The organism is Streptococcus infantis (assembly GCF_021497965.1).
Taxonomy (GTDB): Bacteria; Bacillota; Bacilli; order Lactobacillales; family Streptococcaceae; genus Streptococcus; species Streptococcus infantis_B.
The window spans coordinates 732,422-751,633 of record NZ_CP046525.1; the positions used below are offsets into that span (position 1 = coordinate 732,422).

At 37.5% G+C, this 19,212-nt stretch carries 15 protein-coding genes; all 15 read left to right on the top strand.

Annotated elements, in window-relative coordinates:
* Positions 1-133 precede the first annotated feature (133 nt).
* The 15 genes from GOM46_RS03635 (at position 134) to GOM46_RS03705 (ending at position 19,203) form a co-directional block, all read left to right on the top strand.
* Positions 134-1,282, top strand: coding sequence for a Card1-like endonuclease domain-containing protein (locus GOM46_RS03635; RefSeq protein WP_235084075.1), 1,149 nt, complete (start codon positions 134-136; stop codon positions 1,280-1,282).
* 81 nt (positions 1,283-1,363) lie between these two features.
* Entirely contained in the window at positions 1,364-2,320 is a 957-nt protein-coding gene (locus GOM46_RS03640; RefSeq protein ID WP_235084076.1) for a competence protein CoiA, read from the top strand.
* 18 nt (positions 2,321-2,338) lie between these two features.
* Complete coding sequence (gene pepF, locus GOM46_RS03645) at positions 2,339-4,141, top strand: oligoendopeptidase F (RefSeq protein WP_235084077.1); 1,803 nt, start codon at positions 2,339-2,341, stop codon at positions 4,139-4,141.
* Between the two features lies 1 nt (position 4,142).
* On the top strand, positions 4,143-4,856 hold the full coding sequence (locus GOM46_RS03650) for an O-methyltransferase (RefSeq protein ID WP_235084078.1): 714 nt from the start codon (positions 4,143-4,145) through the stop codon (positions 4,854-4,856).
* Between the two features lie 73 nt (positions 4,857-4,929).
* Positions 4,930-5,871, top strand: coding sequence for a peptidylprolyl isomerase PrsA (prsA, locus tag GOM46_RS03655; protein WP_235084079.1), 942 nt, complete (start codon positions 4,930-4,932; stop codon positions 5,869-5,871).
* A gap of 204 nt (positions 5,872-6,075) precedes the next feature.
* Positions 6,076-7,287, top strand: coding sequence for a cell division peptidoglycan polymerase FtsW (ftsW, locus tag GOM46_RS03660; RefSeq protein ID WP_235084080.1), 1,212 nt, complete (start codon positions 6,076-6,078; stop codon positions 7,285-7,287).
* 23 nt (positions 7,288-7,310) lie between these two features.
* Positions 7,311-10,136 carry a phosphoenolpyruvate carboxylase gene (gene ppc / locus GOM46_RS03665; RefSeq protein WP_235084081.1) on the top strand — a complete coding sequence of 942 codons (2,826 nt, stop codon included), beginning with the start codon at positions 7,311-7,313 and terminating at the stop codon, positions 10,134-10,136.
* A 443-nt stretch (positions 10,137-10,579) separates the two neighbouring features.
* Positions 10,580-11,578: a tryptophan ABC transporter substrate-binding protein gene (gene trpX, locus GOM46_RS03670; RefSeq protein ID WP_235084082.1), complete on the top strand. Its 999-nt coding sequence runs from the start codon at positions 10,580-10,582 to the stop codon at positions 11,576-11,578.
* Positions 11,579-11,639: 61 nt separating this feature from the next.
* Positions 11,640-12,506, top strand: a complete 867-nt coding sequence (locus tag GOM46_RS03675) for an ABC transporter permease (RefSeq protein ID WP_016465932.1) — start codon at positions 11,640-11,642, stop codon at positions 12,504-12,506.
* On the top strand, positions 12,503-13,261 hold the full coding sequence (locus GOM46_RS03680) for an ABC transporter ATP-binding protein (protein WP_235084083.1): 759 nt from the start codon (positions 12,503-12,505) through the stop codon (positions 13,259-13,261). The genes GOM46_RS03675 and GOM46_RS03680 overlap by 4 nt, the downstream gene beginning before the upstream one ends.
* A 243-nt stretch (positions 13,262-13,504) precedes the next feature.
* The gene (dnaG, locus tag GOM46_RS03685; protein WP_235084084.1) at positions 13,505-15,265 is read left to right on the top strand and encodes a DNA primase; all 1,761 of its coding nucleotides are present in this window, start codon (positions 13,505-13,507) and stop codon (positions 15,263-15,265) included.
* 2 nt (positions 15,266-15,267) lie between these two features.
* The gene (gene rpoD / locus GOM46_RS03690) at positions 15,268-16,377 is read left to right on the top strand and encodes an RNA polymerase sigma factor RpoD (protein WP_004252673.1); all 1,110 of its coding nucleotides are present in this window, start codon (positions 15,268-15,270) and stop codon (positions 16,375-16,377) included.
* A gap of 17 nt (positions 16,378-16,394) precedes the next feature.
* Complete coding sequence (locus GOM46_RS03695; protein ID WP_000331926.1) at positions 16,395-16,724, top strand: metal-sulfur cluster assembly factor; 330 nt, start codon at positions 16,395-16,397, stop codon at positions 16,722-16,724.
* 110 nt (positions 16,725-16,834) lie between these two features.
* Positions 16,835-17,878 carry a glycosyltransferase family 4 protein gene (locus tag GOM46_RS03700; protein ID WP_235084085.1) on the top strand — a complete coding sequence of 348 codons (1,044 nt, stop codon included), beginning with the start codon at positions 16,835-16,837 and terminating at the stop codon, positions 17,876-17,878.
* A gap of 8 nt (positions 17,879-17,886) precedes the next feature.
* The gene (locus GOM46_RS03705; RefSeq protein WP_235084086.1) at positions 17,887-19,203 is read left to right on the top strand and encodes a glycosyltransferase family 4 protein; all 1,317 of its coding nucleotides are present in this window, start codon (positions 17,887-17,889) and stop codon (positions 19,201-19,203) included.
* Positions 19,204-19,212: the final 9 nt, after the last annotated feature.

Genomic DNA, 19,212 nt, shown 5'->3' on the forward strand with positions numbered 1-19,212 from the left:
AAGAAAGGAAGTTCTCAATTTATGCTATACTAGAAGTAGGAGAAGTCGATGAAATGAAACAGAATCGTGATAGTTTTAAAATGATTCTAATCGACCACTATTCTATTTCCTTTTTTGTCTAGGAGGTCTTAGGATGACTAGTCTTTTAATTGAACTGTATGACCGTCATACCATTGAGAAAAATGTCTACCAAGCTTTTGTCAGTGATTGTGATGAAATTTTATTTTTATCTTTGAAAAAAATTGCTGAAGAAGAAAGATTATCCCTGAAACATTTTTTATTGGAACAAGTACCCCACTTAAAACAAGTACATTTTCGTCAATTTAAGCTAAATAAAGTCTGGCAGGATTTAGACCTCTTTATAGAAAGTTATGATTCAGTTACAATTGATGTTTTTGGTGGAGATAATCTATTAGCGATTGTCTTATTTCAATATGGTTTAGAAAATAATATTCCGATTATTGCTATGGATGTTGAACAAGGAAAACAGTATGCATTAGGAAGGACTAAAATTGAGGATGAAGTCCTAGACATTCCTAGTCTATCCATTGAACAGTTGGTAGCCTTACGTGGTGGGAAAATCCTGAAATCAAGACGACCTCAGCATACGGTTAAGCAAATTGAAGCTATCAAAAAATTGGCCAAGTACGCTATTGAGAATCCAGAGGAATGGTATCAGATTACTCAATTTTTTGCGATAGCAAAAACAGCCGATTTTCACTCTGAAACAGCAAAAGTTTTGGAAAGTAACGGAAAAACTTACTCCTATCCAGCTAAATTGATTCCTCTATTTAGAGATGCCAATTTACTAAAAATCGAAGAGGAAACAAGTGATAGGGTTACCTATACATTTCTCAGTCCAGAAGCACATTTGTTATGTCGCACCAAGGGACATATTTTGGAGCTTTATATCTATTTACTAGCCCTTGAGTCTGAGTATTTTGACGAATGTCTCATTGGCGCTGAGATTGATTGGAATGGTATCTTTCCTGAGATGGACAATGTTCAAAATGAGATTGATGTTATCTTTCGTAAAGGTCACTCAGTAGTATTCATTTCCTGTAAAATGACAGATTTATCTGTTGAAGCTATTAATGAACTTGAAGTTTATGCCAATCATTTTGCAGGTGATAATTGTTTGAAGATGATTGTTTGCTCTGGTAGGATTAATCCCGTCTACAGCAATCGTTGTCAGGAATATGGTGTGACTGTGATTAAGCAGGATCAAATACAAAATCTCATCCCTATGGTTCAGAAATATATTAAAAATCAAAGAAAATAGTTGAGAATTATATAGTATAAAAGGTTGAATCTATCAGCCTTTTTCTTCTTCTTTTCGAATGGAATAGAAAAGGAGGTCTCTATGTTTCTAGCGAGGGATAAAAATGGGAATTTAATTAGCGCTTTAGGGGATGAAGTAAAGAAACAAACTTATTATTGCCCAGCTTGTGGAGCACGTGTTCGCTTGAGAAAAGGGAAAAATGTACGAACGCATTTTGCTCATGAAAGTCTAAAAAAATGTGATTTTTTCCATGAAAATGAAGGACCAGAACACCTGGAAAACAAGGAGCAATTGTTTTATTGGGCTAAGAAGAATGATGAGGTTGAAATGGAATATCCGATACCTGAACTGAAGCAAATTGCTGATATCTTTATCAATAAACAACTAGCCCTAGAAGTTCAGTGTAGCCCAATTTCTTGTGAACTTTTAAGGGAGAGAAGCAATGGTTATCAAAGTCTCGGGATTCAAGTTTTGTGGTTACTTGGAGAAAAACTATGGATAAAAGAGCGACTAACTCAACTTCAGAGAGATTTTCTTTATTTCAGTCATAATATGGGATTTCATCTTTGGGAGTTAGACCATAAAAGAAGAGTTTTGAGACTTAAGTACTTACTCCACCAAGATTTGAAGGGAAAACTTCATTATCAGGTCAAGGAATTTTCTTATTGCAAAGGGAATCTTCTAGAAATATTACGGACTCCTTATCAACAACAAAACCTGATTTCTTTTTCAGTTGAGCAAGACAGGAACATCTGTTATTACATTCAAAAACAACTTTATTATCAAAATCGCTATTGGATGAAGCAACAAGCTCAAGCCTATTTGAGAGGAGAGAATCTTTTGAATCGGAAGAAACAGGACTGGTATCCCCAAGTAAGGCCGATAGAAAAAGGTTATTTTTGCCAAATCAAACAAGATCTTCATGATTATTATCGAAACTTTCAGGCTTATTATGAGAAAAATTCTCAAAATAAGCAACAAAAGCTCTATCCACCTGTCTTTTATCAGCGTTATTTCCTGAAAAATATGGTAAAATAGAAAGGATGGAGGAAATTTATGGTATTACAACGAAATGAAATAGATGAAAAAGATACATGGGATTTGTCCACTATCTTTGAAACAGACCAAAAATGGGAAGAAGAACTTGCCCTTCTAACGGAAGATACAAAACAAGCAGCTAGTCTTGAGGGACATCTCTTGGATAGTGCAGAGAGTCTTCTTGACATTACAGAGCGTTATCTAGAATTGAGTCGTCGTCTTGAAAAACTTTATGTTTATGCACATATGAAAAACGATCAAGATACAAGAGTAGCTAAGTATCAAGAATACTATGCAAAAGCTATGGCTCTTTATAGTCAACTTGATCAAGTCTTTTCATTCTATGAGCCAGAATTTATGGCTATCACAGAAGAGCAATATCAAAACTTTCTAGCAGAAGAACCAAAACTCCAACCATATAAACACTTCTTTGATAAACTATTGCAAAATAAGGACCATGTCCTTTCACAACGTGAAGAAGAGTTGCTTGCAGGTGCTGGTGAAATCTTCGGTGCTGCTAGTGAAACCTTTGCTATTTTAGATAATGCAGATATTGTCTTTCCATTCGTTAAAGATGAAGATGGAAATGAAGTTCAATTGTCACACGGTGTTTATATGCGCTTAGTAGAATCTAAAAATCGTGAGGTTCGTCGTGGAGCTTATGAAGCTCTTTACTCTACCTATGAGCAATACCAGCACACTTACGCAAAAACTTTGCAGACCAATGTTAAAGTGCAAAACTATCGTGCTAAGGTTCGTAACTACAAGAGTGCGCGTGAAGCAGCTCTTGCAGCAAACTTTGTGCCAGAAAGTGTTTATGACAATCTAGTATCTGCTGTTCGCAAGCATTTGCCACTCTTGCACCGTTATCTAGCTCTTCGCTCAAAAATCTTGGGTATTCCAGACCTCAAGATGTACGATGTCTACACTCCTTTGTCTTCAGTGGAATACAGCTTTACTTATGAGGAAGCCTTAAAGAAAGCAGAAGAAGCTTTGGCAGTTCTTGGTGAAGATTACTTGAGTCGTGTGAAACGTGCCTTCAGCGAACGTTGGATTGATGTTTATGAGAATCAAGGGAAGCGATCAGGTGCTTACTCAGGTGGTTCTTATGATACCAACGCCTTTATGCTCCTCAATTGGCAAGATAATCTAGATAATCTCTTTACTCTTGTACATGAGACAGGTCACAGTATGCATTCTAGCTATACACGTGAAACTCAGCCTTACGTTTACGGAGATTACTCAATTTTCCTAGCTGAGATTGCTTCAACAACCAATGAAAACATCCTGACAGAAAAATTATTGCAAGAAGTTCAAGATGATGCAACACGCTTTGCCATTCTCAACAACTTCTTGGATGGTTTCCGTGGAACAGTATTCCGCCAAACTCAATTTGCAGAATTTGAACATGCCATCCACCAAGCAGATCAAAACGGTGAAGTCTTAACAAGCGAGTTCCTAAACAAACTCTATGCAGACTTGAACCAAGAATACTATGGTTTGAGCAAAGAAGATAATCCACAAATCCAGTACGAGTGGGCTCGAATTCCTCATTTCTACTATAATTACTATGTATATCAATATTCAACTGGTTTTGCAGCAGCTTCAGCCTTGGCTGAAAAGATTGTTCATGGTAGCCAAGAGGATCGTGACCGTTATATTGAATACCTGAAGGCTGGGAAGTCAGACTATCCACTCAACATCATGCGTAAAGCTGGTGTTGACATGGAAAAAGAAGATTATCTCAACGATGCCTTTGCAGTCTTTGAACGTCGTTTGGATGAGTTTGAAGCCCTTGTTGAAAAATTAGGATTAGCATAAGATGGTTGAGTCATACAGTAAAAATGCTAACCACAACATGCGACGTCCTGTCGTAAAAGAAGAAATCGTCGAATTTTTACGTCAACGACAAAAGCAAGTGTCAGGTTCCTTAAAAGAACTAGAAAACTTTGCTCGCAAGGAAAATATTCCCATCATCCCTCATGAAACTGTCGCTTATTTTCGTTTCCTAATGGAAACAATACAACCCAAAAACATTTTAGAGATTGGAACCGCAATTGGTTTTTCTGCACTTTTGATGGCTCAACATGCCCCAAATGCAAAGATTACAACCATTGACCGTAATCCTGAAATGATTGGTTTTGCTAAATTAAATTTTGCAAAATTTGACAGCCGTAAACAAATCACTCTCTTAGAAGGGGATGCGGTAGATATCTTGTCAACATTGACAGAGACCTATGACTTTGTTTTTATGGATTCTGCCAAGTCTAAATACATCGTATTTCTTCCAGAAATTCTCAAACACCTAGATGTTGGAGGAGTAGTCGTCTTGGATGATGTTTTTCAAGGTGGTGACATCGCTAAGGATATCATGGAAGTTCGACGTGGACAACGAACAATCTATCGTGGTTTGCAAAGACTATTTGATGCAACTTTAGATAACCCAGGACTAACAGCCAGTCTGGTTCCTCTTGGAGATGGGATATTGATGCTGAGAAAGACTCAAGCAGTAGTTGAACTGCCAGATTTTGATTAATTTCAGATTTTTTTAAGACAATTTAGTAAAATAGATAATATAAATATTTATCGAGTGAATAAAAGGAGTAATCATGAAGAAAAAATTATTGGCCGGTGCCATCACTTTGTTATCAGTAGCTACTTTGGCTGCTTGCTCAAATAGCTCTGAAGGAGCTGACCTCATTACAATGAAGGGTGATGTTATCACAGAACATCAATTCTATGAAGAAGTGAAAAACAACTCAACTGCTCAACAAGTTTTGCTTAATATGACTATTCAAAAAGTTTTCGAAAAACAATATGGTTCTGAAGTAAGTGATAAGGAAGTTGAAGATGCTGTAGCAGAAGAACAACAAAAATACGGCGATAGCTATCAAATCGTTCTTTCTCGTGCTGGTATGACAGCTGAAAGTCGTAAAGCTCAAATCCGTACAAGTAAATTAGTTGAGTACGCTGTTAAGAAAGCTGCAGAATCAGAATTGACAGACGAAAACTACAAAAAAGCTTACGATGAGTACACACCGGATGTAACTGCGCAAATTATTAAACTTGATAGTGAAGATAAGGCCAAAGAAGTTCTTGCTAAAGCAAAAGAATCTGGAGCTGACTTCGCACAACTGGCTAAGGATAATTCAACTGACGAAAAGACAAAAGCAAATGGTGGAGAAATCACTTTTGACTCTGCGTCAACAGAATTGCCAGACGTTGTTAAAAAAGCTGCATTTGCTCTTGATGTAGATGGTATTTCAGATGTAATCACAGCTCCAGGAACACAAGCTTATTCTAGCAGTTTCTATATTGTTAAATTGATTAAGAAAACTGAAAAATCTTCTAATATTGATGATTATAAAGAAAAATTGAAGACAATCATTCTTACTCAAAAACAAAATGATGCAACTTTTGTTCAAGGTGTCATTAGTAAAGAATTGCAAGCTGCAAATATCAAGGTTAAAGATCAAGCCTTCCAAAATATCTTTACTCAATACATCCAAAGTGATTCAACAACAGAAACTACAACTACATCTTCTAACTAAAGATTAAGACTCTATCTTTCTACTAAGAAAGGTAGAGTTTTTAATATATTTGGAATACCAATTATAAAAACAAAAATTGATAGAGAATCTCAATAAATAGAAATTCAGTTGGTTAAAGGGTAAGAGTTTTTTTCTAACTCAAAAAATGGTATAATAGCAAGAAAACTAAAATTAATAAAAAATAAGATTTGTTAGTGGTGAAGTATGAAAATTAGTAAACGGCACCTGTTGAATTATTCCATTTTAGTGCCCTATATCCTCTTGTCTGTTTTGGGCTTGATAGTGGTATATTCGACAACGAGTGCGTCCTTAATCCAAGAAGGACAGAGCGCTTTTCAATTAGTTCGAAACCAAGGTATATTTTGGTTCGCTAGTTTAATACTGATTGCAGTTATCTATAAGTTGAAGCTAGGATTTTTACGTAATGAACGCTTGTTATTCATTGTGATGTTTTCAGAGTTAGTATTGCTTGCTCTAGCACGTTTGATTGGGATTCCTATTAATGGTGCCTACGGTTGGATTAAAGTAGGACCAATTACTGTTCAACCTGCCGAATACTTGAAAATTATTATTATCTGGTACTTGGCTCAACGTTTTTCAAAACAACAAGAAGAAATTGGTGTCTATGACTTTCAAGTTTTAACTCAAAACCAATGGTTACCAAGATCTTTTAATGATTGGCGATTTGTACTCATAGTCATGATTGGTAGCTTGGCTATTTTCCCTGACCTTGGAAATGCGACAATTCTCTTTTTAGTAGCATTGTTGATGTACTCAATTAGTGGGATAGCTCATCGATGGTTTGCAACTATTCTTGGAATATTGACTAGTTTATCCTTTGTTTCCCTTACAGCCATTAAATTGATTGGTGTGGATAAGTTTTCTAAGATTCCAGTATTTGGATACGTAGCTAAACGCTTTAGTGCCTTCTTTAATCCATTTGATGACGTAGCTGGTGCGGGACACCAATTAGCGAATTCTTATTACGCTATGGTTAACGGTGGATGGTTTGGCTTAGGCTTAGGAAACTCTATTGAAAAACGTGGATATCTACCTGAAGCACACACGGACTTTGTATTTTCTATCGTCATCGAAGAGTTTGGTTTTGTCGGTGCTAGTCTTATCTTAGCTCTTGTATTCTTCTTAATCCTTCGTATTATCTTGGTTGGTGTTCGAGCAAAAGATCCATTTAACTCAATGGTGGCAATCGGTATCGGTGGAATGATTTTGATCCAGGTATTCGTCAATATAGGTGGGATTTCAGGTTTGATTCCATCTACAGGTGTAACTTTCCCATTCCTTTCTCAGGGAGGAAATAGTTTGTTGGTTCTATCTGTAGCTATTGCCTTTGTGTTGAATATCGATGCAAGTGAAAAACGTGCAAAACTTTACAGCGAATATGAAGCACAGCTCTAAGAAAATGTGACAAGGAGAAAAAAATGTCTCTTCAAAAACTAGAAAATAACAGAAATAAAACTGTAGTCCAAGAAGAAGTTCAAATCTTGACAGATTTGCTTGAAGATATTACTAAAAATATGCTTCCCACTGAAACCTTTGACAAGATTATGCAGTTGAAGGAGCTATCATCAAAATTAGACTATCAAGGTTTGGATAAAGTAGTCAGAAGTCTTTCCAATGATGAAATGGTCTACATCTCTAGATATTTCTCTATTTTGCCACTATTAATCAATATTTCTGAAGACGTTGACTTGGCTTACGAGATTAACCATTTAAACAATATCGACCAAGATTATCTTGGAAAATTGTCAACAACCATTGAAATGGTAGCAGAAAAAGAAAATGCCGCTGAAATTCTAGAACATTTGAACGTTGTTCCAGTATTAACAGCCCACCCAACACAAGTGCAACGGAAGAGTATGTTGGATTTGACAACTCATATCCATTCGCTCTTACGTAAATATCGTGACGTAAGAATGGGCCTTATTAACAAGGAAAAATGGCACAATGATCTTCGTCGCTATATAGAGATTATCATGCAGACGGATATGATTCGTGAAAAGAAACTAAAAGTAACTAATGAAATCACAAATGTGATGGAGTACTACAATAGTTCTTTCCTACAGGCTGTCCCTAACTTAATGCTAGAGTACAAACGTCTAGCAAAAGAACAAGGAATTGATCTTAAACAAGCCAAACCTATTACTATGGGAATGTGGATCGGTGGAGACCGTGATGGAAATCCATTTGTAACAGCTGAAACTCTCATGCGTTCAGCAACCATTCAAAGCGAAGTCATCTTCAACTACTATATCAGCAAGATTTCTAGTCTCTATCGAACTTTCTCTCTTTCTACTAATTTATCCAAGACAAGCAAGGCTGTTGAAGAAATGGCTGCGCAATCTAGTGATACATCTGTCTTCCGTGAAAAAGAACCTTACCGTCGTGCTTTTCACTTTATCCAATCTAAATTAATTCAAACGCTTTTGAATTTAAAAGAGTGGGCTCTTATTGGTTCATCAGCAGATGAACGACATCATGTTGAACGTCTCCTTGGTGCTCAAGGATACCAACAGGGAGAGATAACCGACTATATCAGTAGCCGACTTACAGGTGCTATCCAAGACTTAGCAGATGAGCGCCCACCCTACTATGAAACGATTGAAGAGTTTAAGCATGATTTAAATGTTATTAAGGATTCATTGCTTGAGAATAAAGCAGAAGCCTTGTTGACTGGTGAGTTTGCAGAATTACTAGAAGCAGTTGAGGTCTTCGGTTTCTACTTGGCATCAATTGATATGCGTCAAGACTCAAGTGTCCATGAAGCCTGTGTTGCTGAATTGTTAGCATCTGCTGGAATCAATGACCACTATAGCGATTTGTCAGAAGATGAAAAGTGCGAGTTGCTCTTACATGAATTGTTAGAAGATCCTCGCATCTTGTCTGCAACTCATGCTGAGAAGTCTGAACTGCTCGAAAAAGAATTGGCTATTTTCCAAACTGCACGTGAATTAAAAGATCGTTTGGGAGAAGACGTCATTCGTCAAACAATTATCTCTCACGCAACTAGCGTATCTGATATGCTGGAATTAGCCATCATGCTCAAAGAAGTCGGTCTGGTGGATGCTGAAAAAGCTCGTGTTCAAATCGTTCCTCTTTTTGAAACGATTGAGGACTTAGATCATTCTGAAGAAACAATGAGAAAGTATTTCTGTTTACCACTTGCTAAGAAGTGGATTGCTTCTAGAGACAATTACCAGGAAATCATGCTTGGCTACTCTGATAGTAACAAAGATGGTGGATATCTTTCATCTTGTTGGACACTCTATAAGGCTCAAAAACAATTGACTGCTATTGGTGATGAATACGGAGTCAAAGTAACCTTTTTCCATGGTCGTGGTGGTACCGTTGGCCGTGGTGGTGGACCAACTTATGATGCCATTGCTTCTCAACCACTCAAATCAATCAAAGATCGTATTCGATTGACTGAACAAGGTGAAGTTATCGGAAACAAATACGGAAACAAGGATGCAGCCTACTATAACCTTGAAATGTTGGTTTCAGCAGCTATCAACCGTATGATTACTAAGAAGAAGAGTGATACCAATACTTCAAATCGCTATGAAGCTATCATGGATCAAGTGGTGGAACGCAGTTACGATATCTACCGTGAGCTAGTATTTGGAAATGAACATTTCTATGATTATTTCTTCGAATCTAGTCCAATCAAGGCAATCTCAAGTTTCAATATTGGTTCTCGTCCAGCAGCTCGTAAAACGATTACTGAAATTGGTGGTCTACGCGCCATTCCTTGGGTATTCTCATGGTCACAAAGTCGTGTTATGTTCCCAGGTTGGTATGGAGTGGGTTCAAGCTTTAAGGAATTTATCGATCAGGATCCTAAAAATATCGAAACGCTTAGAGAAATGTATAAAAACTGGCCATTCTTCCAGTCTCTTCTCTCTAACGTAGATATGGTTTTGTCAAAATCTAACATGAACATTGCTTTTGAGTACGCTAAACTATGTGAAAGTGAAGAAGTACAAGCAGTCTTCTATACTATCTTAGATGAATGGCAATTGACCAAGAACGTTATCTTAGCCATCGAAGGATATGATGAACTTTTGGCAGAAAATACATACTTGAAAGATAGTCTAAACTACCGTATGCCTTATTTCAACATTCTGAACTATATTCAGTTGGAGTTGATTAAGCGTCAACGTCGTGGTGAGCTTTCTTCAGATGAAGAAAGATTAATTCATACAACTATTAACGGAATTGCTACAGGATTACGTAATTCAGGTTAATACAAGCAATTTTTTCCAAAAACCGTAGGAATTTTCATAATTTTTTAAAATAATTCATGAAAAACCTTGACAAGTTTTAGGAAAATGATATAATTTAAGCATTCAGAAAGTAATCATCGAATTTTTTCTAGCGAGTCTGTGGGTGGTGAAAACAGTCAGATGAAGATGATGAAATTGGGCTGGATGTTATTAAGAATTTGAAATCATAAGAATTCGGTAGGCACACCTTACAGTGCAACTCGTGAAGCGAGTAAGAGCGATAGGACTAGTTCCTATAATTGAGGTGGCACCGCGCATCGACGTCCTCACACAAGTTTTTTGTGTGAGGATTTTTTCTATGAGGAGGAAAAAATTATGGAAATCAAACGATGGCGACGCTTGGTAAAGTTATATTGAAAGTGAAATGAACATTACTAAGTTTAAGAAAATAAGGAGAAATAGATATGAATAAACGTTTAATTAGTATTATCGCAGCACTAGCACTTGTAGTTGGAGGAAGCTTGGTCTACTCTAACTTAACAAAACAGGAAACTAAAACAGAGACAGCTAACAAGACAGCTAAAGTAGGTGTTCTACAATTCGTCAGCCATCCATCACTTGATTTGATTTACCAAGGAATCCAGGATGGTCTTGCTGAAGAAGGTTATAAAGGCGACAAAGTTAAAATCGACTTTATGAACTCAGAAGGTGACCAAAGTAAGGTTGCTACAATGAGTAAACAATTGGTGGCAAACGGAAATGATGTCGTTGTCGGAATCGCAACACCTGCTGCTCAAGGACTTGCAAGTGCAACAAAAGACCTTCCTGTTATCATGGCAGCTATCACGGACCCAATTGGTGCTAACCTTGTACAAAACTTGGAAAAACCAGGTGGGAACATCACTGGGGTATCTGACCACAACCCTGCTGAACAACAGGTTGAATTGATCAAAACATTGACTCCTGATGTCAAGACGGTTGGAGCTCTTTATTCAAGTAGCGAAGATAACTCTAAATCACAAGTTGAAGAGTTCAAAGCTTACGCTGAAAAAGCTGGTTTGAAAGTAGAAACTTTTGCAGTACCTTCAACGAACGAAATTGCTTCAACAGTGAACGTTATGACTGGTAAAGTTGATGCAATCTGGGTTCCAATTGATAACACAATCGCATCTGCATTTTCAACTGTAGTATCAAGTAACCAAACAGCTAAAAAACCAATCTACCCAAGTGCGACTGCCATGGTAGAAGCTGGAGGTTTGGCATCAGTCGTTGTGGACCAACACGATCTTGGTGTTGCTACTGGTAAAATGATTGCAAAAGTCTTGAAGGGTGAAAAGCCTGCAGATACACCAGTTAATGTCTTCTCAACTGGTAAATCAGTTATCAACAAGAAAGTTGCTCAAGAACTTGGAATTACTATTCCTGAATCAGTTATCAAAGAAGCTGGTCAAGTAATCGAATAAGAATAAAGGAGGAGTTGGAGACATCTCCTCCAATTTTTAGAATAAAGGAAACGAATCAAACATGCTAATATCTATTATTTCACAGGGATTGGTCTGGGCTATCCTAGGTTTAGGAATCTTTATGACCTTTCGAATCCTGAACTTTCCAGATATGACAACTGAAGGTTCCTTCCCTTTGGGAGGAGCAGTAGCAGTTACTCTCATTACCCAAGGGGTTAATCCTTTTCTTGCGACTTTAGCAGCTGTAGGAGCGGGTTGTCTTGCTGGTTTAGCAGCGGGTCTTCTTTATACAAAAGGGAAGATTCCCACCCTTTTATCAGGAATTTTGGTCATGACTTCTTGTCATTCTATCATGCTCATGATTATGGGACGGGCTAACCTTGGACTCTTAAACACCAAGCAGATCCAAGATGTTCTTCCATTTTCATCAGAGATTAATCAATTACTGACAGGTTTGATTTTTGTTACTTTGGTCATTTTACTCATGCTTTTCTTCCTAGATACCAAACTTGGACAGGCCTATATTGCTACAGGAGATAATCCAGATATGGCTCGTAGTTTTGGTATCAATACAGGACGTATGGAGCTTATGGGCTTGGTCTTGTCAAATGGTGTAATCGCACTTGCTGGTGCCCTTATCGCCCAACAAGAAGGATATGCCGATGTCTCTCGTGGTATCGGGGTTATCGTAGTTGGTCTTGCCAGCTTGATTATCGGTGAAGTTCTCTTCAAGAGTCTAACTCTAGCAGAACGCCTAGTTACCATTGTAGTTGGTTCCATCAGTTACCAATTCTTGGTATGGGGAGTTATTGCTCTCGGCTTTAATACTAGCTACCTCCGTTTGTACAGTGCTCTTATCCTGGCAACTTGCTTGGTAATTCCAACCCTTAAGGATAAATACTTGAAAGGAGTCAAATTAAGCAAATGACAGCAATTGTAGAATTAAAAAATGCCACAAAAATTGTGAAAAATGGCTTCGACGAGGAAAAAATTATCCTAAACAATGTTTCACTTGAAATTTATGAACATGACTTTATCACAATCTTGGGTGGAAATGGAGCAGGGAAGTCAACCCTCTTTAATAGCATTGCGGGAACTCTACCTTTGACAAGTGGTAGCATTCGCATCATGGGCGAAGATGTAACTCATTTTACCCCTGAAAAACGTGCCAAGTATCTTTCTCGTGTTTTTCAAGATCCAAAGATGGGGACAGCTCCACGTATGACAGTCGCAGAAAACCTTTTGATTGCTAAGTTTCGTGGAGAAAAACGTGGTTTATTTCCAAGAAAACTCTCAGCCTATAAAGAAGAATTTCAAGCAACCATTGAGAAAGTTGGCAATGGTCTAGAGAAGCATTTGGATACTCCGATTGAATTTTTATCAGGTGGACAAAGACAGGCTTTAAGTCTCTTAATGGCAACACTAAAACGTCCAGAACTACTTTTGTTAGATGAACACACAGCTGCCCTTGACCCTAAAACAAGTGTTGCTTTGATGGAATTGACAAATGACTTTGTCAACAAGGACCATCTAACTGCTTTGATGATTACTCACCATATGGAAGATGCTCTCAAGTATGGAAATCGCTTGATTGTTATGAAAGATGGACAAATCATCCAAGATTTGAATAAGGATGAAAAAGCTAAAATGAAGATTTCTGATTATTATCAACTGTTTGATTAAGAATTCACATTAACTATAAGCTTAGAGGTAGTATTTACCTCTAAGTTTTTGTTTTTGAAACGAATAGAAAATTTTAGCTATGATTTTTATTTTCAAGGTTATTTGCTTTTAAATAAAATTTTACTTTAAAAAAGTTCATAATCTATGAAATAGGAGTATGTAAAGGGGATGAAATGGTTTACTTTTTTTCAGAAATAAAGTATACTATATAAAGTAAACTGTGATAAAATGGAGGTATTGTCTATGGTTGACAAGAGAGTCATCGAAGAAATCAAAAACAATACCAATATTGTCGAAATCATAGGAGAAGTAATTTCCTTACAAAAATCTGGACGGAACTTTTTAGGGCTCTGTCCTTTTCATGGTGAAAAGACCCCTTCCTTTAACGTAGTTGAAGATAAGCAGTTTTACCACTGTTTTGGTTGTGGCCGTTCTGGAGATGTCTTTAAGTTTATTGAAGAATATCAACAAGTTACCTTTACCGATGCAGTGAGGATTCTAGGCGAACGTCTTGGGATGCACCTGGAAACTCCTGTCCATAACACTGCTCAACATACGTCCCCTCATCAAAATCTTTATGAGATGCATGATAAGGCTACACGCTTTTATCATGCTATTCTCATGACAACAAAAATGGGTGAGGAAGCAAGAAACTATCTCTATAAACGTGGCTTGACTGATGATGTCATTAAACATTTTATGATTGGTTTAGCTCCTGCTGAACGTTCTTATCTCTACCAACGTTTAGCTAATGATTATAGCGAAAAGGACTTGCTGGATTCAGGTCTGTTTTATCTTTCCGAGAGTAATCAATTCTTTGATACCTTCCATAACCGGATTATATTTCCACTCTCTAATGATCAAGGTAAGGTAATTGCTTTTTCTGGTCGTGTTTGGCAAGAGACGGATTCTCAAACTGCCAAGTATAAAAATAGTCGAGCGACGGCAATTTTTAATAAGAGTTACGAATTATATCATTTGGATAGAGTAAAAAAAGGGTCTGGTAAAGCTCCTGAAATTTATCTGATGGAAGGTTTTATGGATGTCATTGCAGCCTACCGTGCTGGTATTGAAAATGCTGTAGCTTCCATGGGAACAGCCTTGACTGCTGAACACGTTGAACATCTCAAACGCTTTACTAAAAAAGTGATTATCACTTATGATGGTGATAAGGCAGGACAAGCAGCAACCGATAAAGCTCTAAAGGAACTTGGTGATTTACCAGTTCAAATTGTTCAGATTCCAGATGCAATGGACCCTGATGAGTATTTACAAAAGAATTCTCCAGAGGATTTGGCTTATCTTTTATCCAATACTCGAATCAGTCCGATTGAGTTTTACATTCACCATTACAAACCTAGTAATAGTGAAAATCTCCAAGCACAGATTGATTTTATCGAGAAAATTGCACCTCTTATCGTCAAAGAACCTTCTATCACAGCACAGAACACCTATATTCATTTACTGACGGATCATTTACCATCTTTTGATTTTCAACAAGTAGAGCACATTATTAATGAAAGTCGTGTTAGACAGAGACAAGAGAAGGTTAAGCAAGTCGTTAATCCGACACCTATCACAATGTCAGTTTCTAAACAACTGACAGCAGTTATGCGGGCTGAAGCGCATATTCTTTACCGTATGATGGAACATCCTTTGGTGCTCAATGATTATCGCTTGAGAGATAATTTTGTATTTGAAACACCTGAGTTTCAAACCTTGTATGGTCTGCTGATTGATAATGGATCGATCACTTCGGAAGATTTGGCTAACCAGACTAGAGAAGTTGAAAATGCTTGGTACCAAGTGTTAGCCTTGGATTTACCTTCTGAAATGTCTCCAGAAGAGTTAAAAGAAGTGGAAGAGTCGAGAAATCGTGCTCTGTTGAATCAACAAAATTTGCAGATTAAAAAGAAGGTTCAGGAAGCTAGTCATGTAGGTGATACAGATACTGCTTTAGAAGAGCTTGAACGCTTAATTGCCCAAAAAAGAAGAATGGAGTAAGAATGGCAAAAAAACAAAAAGAAGTAACAACTTTTGATGTCCAAGTCGCTGAGTTTATTCGTAACCATAAGAAAACTGGTACTGCGACAGATGATGAAATTAACAATGTCCTTGTAATTCCTTTTGCTCTTGATGTTGAAGGGATTGAAAATCTTTTGCAACGTATTCAAGATGCAGGTATTGCAATCACGGATAACGAAGGAAATCCAAGTGAACGTGTTCTAAGTACAGAAGAAGAACCGGAACTAAGTGATGAGGACTTAATTGGTTCTACATCTGCCAAGGTCAATGACCCTGTTCGTATGTACTTGAAAGAAATTGGAGTTGTACCTCTTCTTACAAACGAAGAGGAAAAAGAGTTGGCCCTTGCTGTTGAGGCTGGCGATGTTGAAGCTAAGCAACGTCTAGCAGAAGCTAACCTTCGTTTGGTTGTGTCTATCGCGAAACGCTATGTTGGACGTGGAATGCAATTCCTTGACTTAATCCAAGAGGGTAACATGGGGCTTATGAAAGCCGTTGATAAATTTGACTACTCTAAAGGGTTCAAATTCTCAACTTATGCAACTTGGTGGATCCGTCAGGCCATTACTCGTGCCATTGCTGACCAAGCTCGTACCATCCGTATCCCAGTTCACATGGTGGAAACTATCAACAAGCTTGTTCGTGAACAACGTAATCTTCTTCAAGAGTTGGGACAAGACCCTACTCCTGAACAAATTGCAGAACGTATGGATATGACACCTGATAAGGTTCGTGAAATCCTTAAGATTGCTCAGGAACCAGTTTCTCTTGAAACACCTATTGGTGAAGAAGATGACAGCCATCTTGGTGACTTTATCGAAGATGAAGTGATTGAAAATCCAGTTGATTACACAACTCGCATAGTTTTGCGTGAGCAGTTGGATGAAGTGTTAGACACATTGACTGACCGTGAAGAGAATGTTCTTCGTCTTCGTTTTGGTCTCGATGATGGGAAAATGCGTACGTTAGAAGATGTGGGTAAAGTCTTTAACGTTACTCGTGAGCGTATTCGTCAGATTGAGGCAAAAGCTTTAAGAAAACTTCGACAGCCAAGTCGTAGCAAACCGCTTCGTGACTTTATCGAAGATTAAGATAGAGGAGACTGAATATGGCTTACACAGAAGAGCAAATTGAAAACATCAAAACACGGATTTTGACAGCTTTAGAAGAAGTTATAGACCCAGAATTAGGAATCGATATCGTCAACTTAGGTCTTATTTATGAGATTCGTTTTGATGGTGATACAGGTGAGACAGAGATTGATATGACTTTGACAACTATGGGTTGTCCTTTGGCAGATCTCTTAACTGACCAAATCTATGATGCAATGACAGATGTTCCAGAGGTTACCAACGTTGAAGTTAAATTAGTTTGGTATCCAGCTTGGACGGTTGAAAAAATGAGTCGCTATGCACGTATCGCTTTAGGTATTAAATAGAATTATATAAAAAAGAGAAATAGTATAGTTGTTAGGAAATTCCCTAGCTTTTATGCTATCTCTCTTTTAATTTGCTGATTTTCTTTCAATAAAATGATATAATGGATAGTATGGAAAAAGAGAAATTACGCATCAATATGCTAAGTTCAAGTGAAAAGGTAGCAGGCCAAGGTGTTTCTGGAGCTTACCGTGAACTTGTGCAACTTTTGAAACGTGATGCGAAAGACCAACTAATTGTAACGGAGAATCTTCCTGTAGAAGCTGATGTTACTCATTTTCATACAATCGATCTTCCTTATTATTTGTCAACATTCCAAAAGAAGCGTTCTGGTCGTAGAATTGGTTATGTCCATTTCTTGCCTGATACCTTAGAAGGTAGCTTGAAGATTCCATTCTTCCTAAAAGGAATCGTGAAGCGGTACGTATTTTCCTTTTATGACCGTATGGAACATTTGGTTGTGGTCAATCCTACTTTCATCGAAGATTTGGTTGCAGCTGGGATTCCCCGTGAAAAAGTAACCTATATCCCAAACTTTGTGAATAAAGAAAAATGGCATCCACTTCCTGTAGAAGAAGTAAGTAAACTTCGACATGACATGGGGTTGAGCGAAAATCAATTCGTAGTAGTAGGAGCTGGGCAGGTTCAAAAGCGTAAAGGGATTGATGATTTCATTACACTTGCTGAAGAGTTACCAGATATTACCTTTATTTGGGCTGGTGGCTTCTCTTTTGGTGGTATCACGGATGGTTATGAACGCTATAAAAAAATCATGGATAATCCTCCAAAAAATTTAATTTTCCCTGGGATTGTTGAGCCAGAACGGATGAGAGAGCTGTACGCTTTGGCAGATTTGTTCTTACTTCCTAGTTATAACGAGCTCTTTCCAATGACCATTCTTGAAGCTGCAAGTTGTGAAGCACCCATTATGCTTCGAGATTTAGATCTTTATAAGGTGATTCTAGAAGGAAATTATCGACCAACTACTGATGTGGAAGATATGAAAGAAGCCATTTTGGAATACAGAGCGCATCCAGAAGCACTAAAAGAATTAAAAGAGAGGGCTAAGGCTATTTCTAGAGAATATTCAGAAGATCATCTCTTGGAAATCTGGCTTAAATTCTATCGGGAGCAAGCAGCTTTAGGAAAAAAATGAGGTAGTATATGCGAATTGGATTATTTACAGATACTTATTTCCCACAGGTTTCGGGTGTTGCAACCAGTATTCGAACCTTAAAAACAGAGCTTGAAAAGCAAGGACATGCAGTCTTTATCTTCACGACAACCGATAAGGATGTCAATCGTTATGAAGACTGGCAGATTATTCGTATTCCTAGTGTCCCTTTCTTTGCCTTTAAAGACCGTCGTTTCGCTTACCGTGGATTTACGAAGGCTCTTGAGATTGCTAAACAATACAAACTCGATATTATTCATACCCAGACAGAGTTTTCTCTTGGTTTATTGGGAATATGGATTGCACGAGAACTGAAAATCCCAGTCATTCATACATATCATACCCAGTACGAGGATTATGTCCACTATATTGCTAAGGGGATGTTAATTCGTCCAAGTATGGTTAAATATCTTGTTCGAGGTTTTTTGCATGACGTTGATGGAGTCATTTGTCCGAGTGAAATTGTACGCGATCTTTTATCTGACTATAAGGTAAAAGTTGAAAAGCGTGTTATTCCTACTGGAATTGAACTTGCCAAATTTGAACGCCCTGAGATTGGTCCTGAACACATTAGTGACTTACGGGATAAACTAGGGATTCAACAAGACGAAAAGATGCTTCTAAGTCTTTCTCGAGTTTCTTACGAGAAGAATATTCAAGCAGTTCTTAAAGCTTTACCAGATGTCTTAAAAGAAGAACCAAATGTTAAACTGGTTGTAGCTGGAGATGGACCTTATTTAGACAATCTTAAGGAGCAAGCAGAAGATTTAAAAATTCAAGATTCGGTTATCTTTACAGGTATGATTCCGCCAAATGAGACGGCACTCTATTATAAGGCAGCCGATTTCTTCATATCGGCTTCTACAAGTGAGACTCAGGGATTGACTTATCTTGAAAGTTTAGCTAGTAAGACACCTGTTATTGCCCATGGTAATCCTTATTTGGATAATCTCATCAATGATAAAATGTTCGGAACCCTTTATTATGAGGAAAGAGACTTGGCAGGAGCGATTCTTGAGGCTTTACTTGCTACACCGTCAATGGATGAAAAACACTTGGCTGAAAAATTATATGAAATTTCTGCTGAGAATTTTGGTAGAAGAGTCCATGAATTCTATCTAGATGTCATTATTTCAAATAATTTTGCCAAAGAAACCAGAACTGACGAACCTGTTACAAAACGTATTTTAAAGACAGTCTTTTATATTCCACAACAGGCCGTTAAGATGCCAGTTAAAGGTTCTAGACGTATGCTTAAGGCATCAAGAAAACAATTAAGAAATCTAAGAAAATATTTGAATGATTAAATTCTTCCG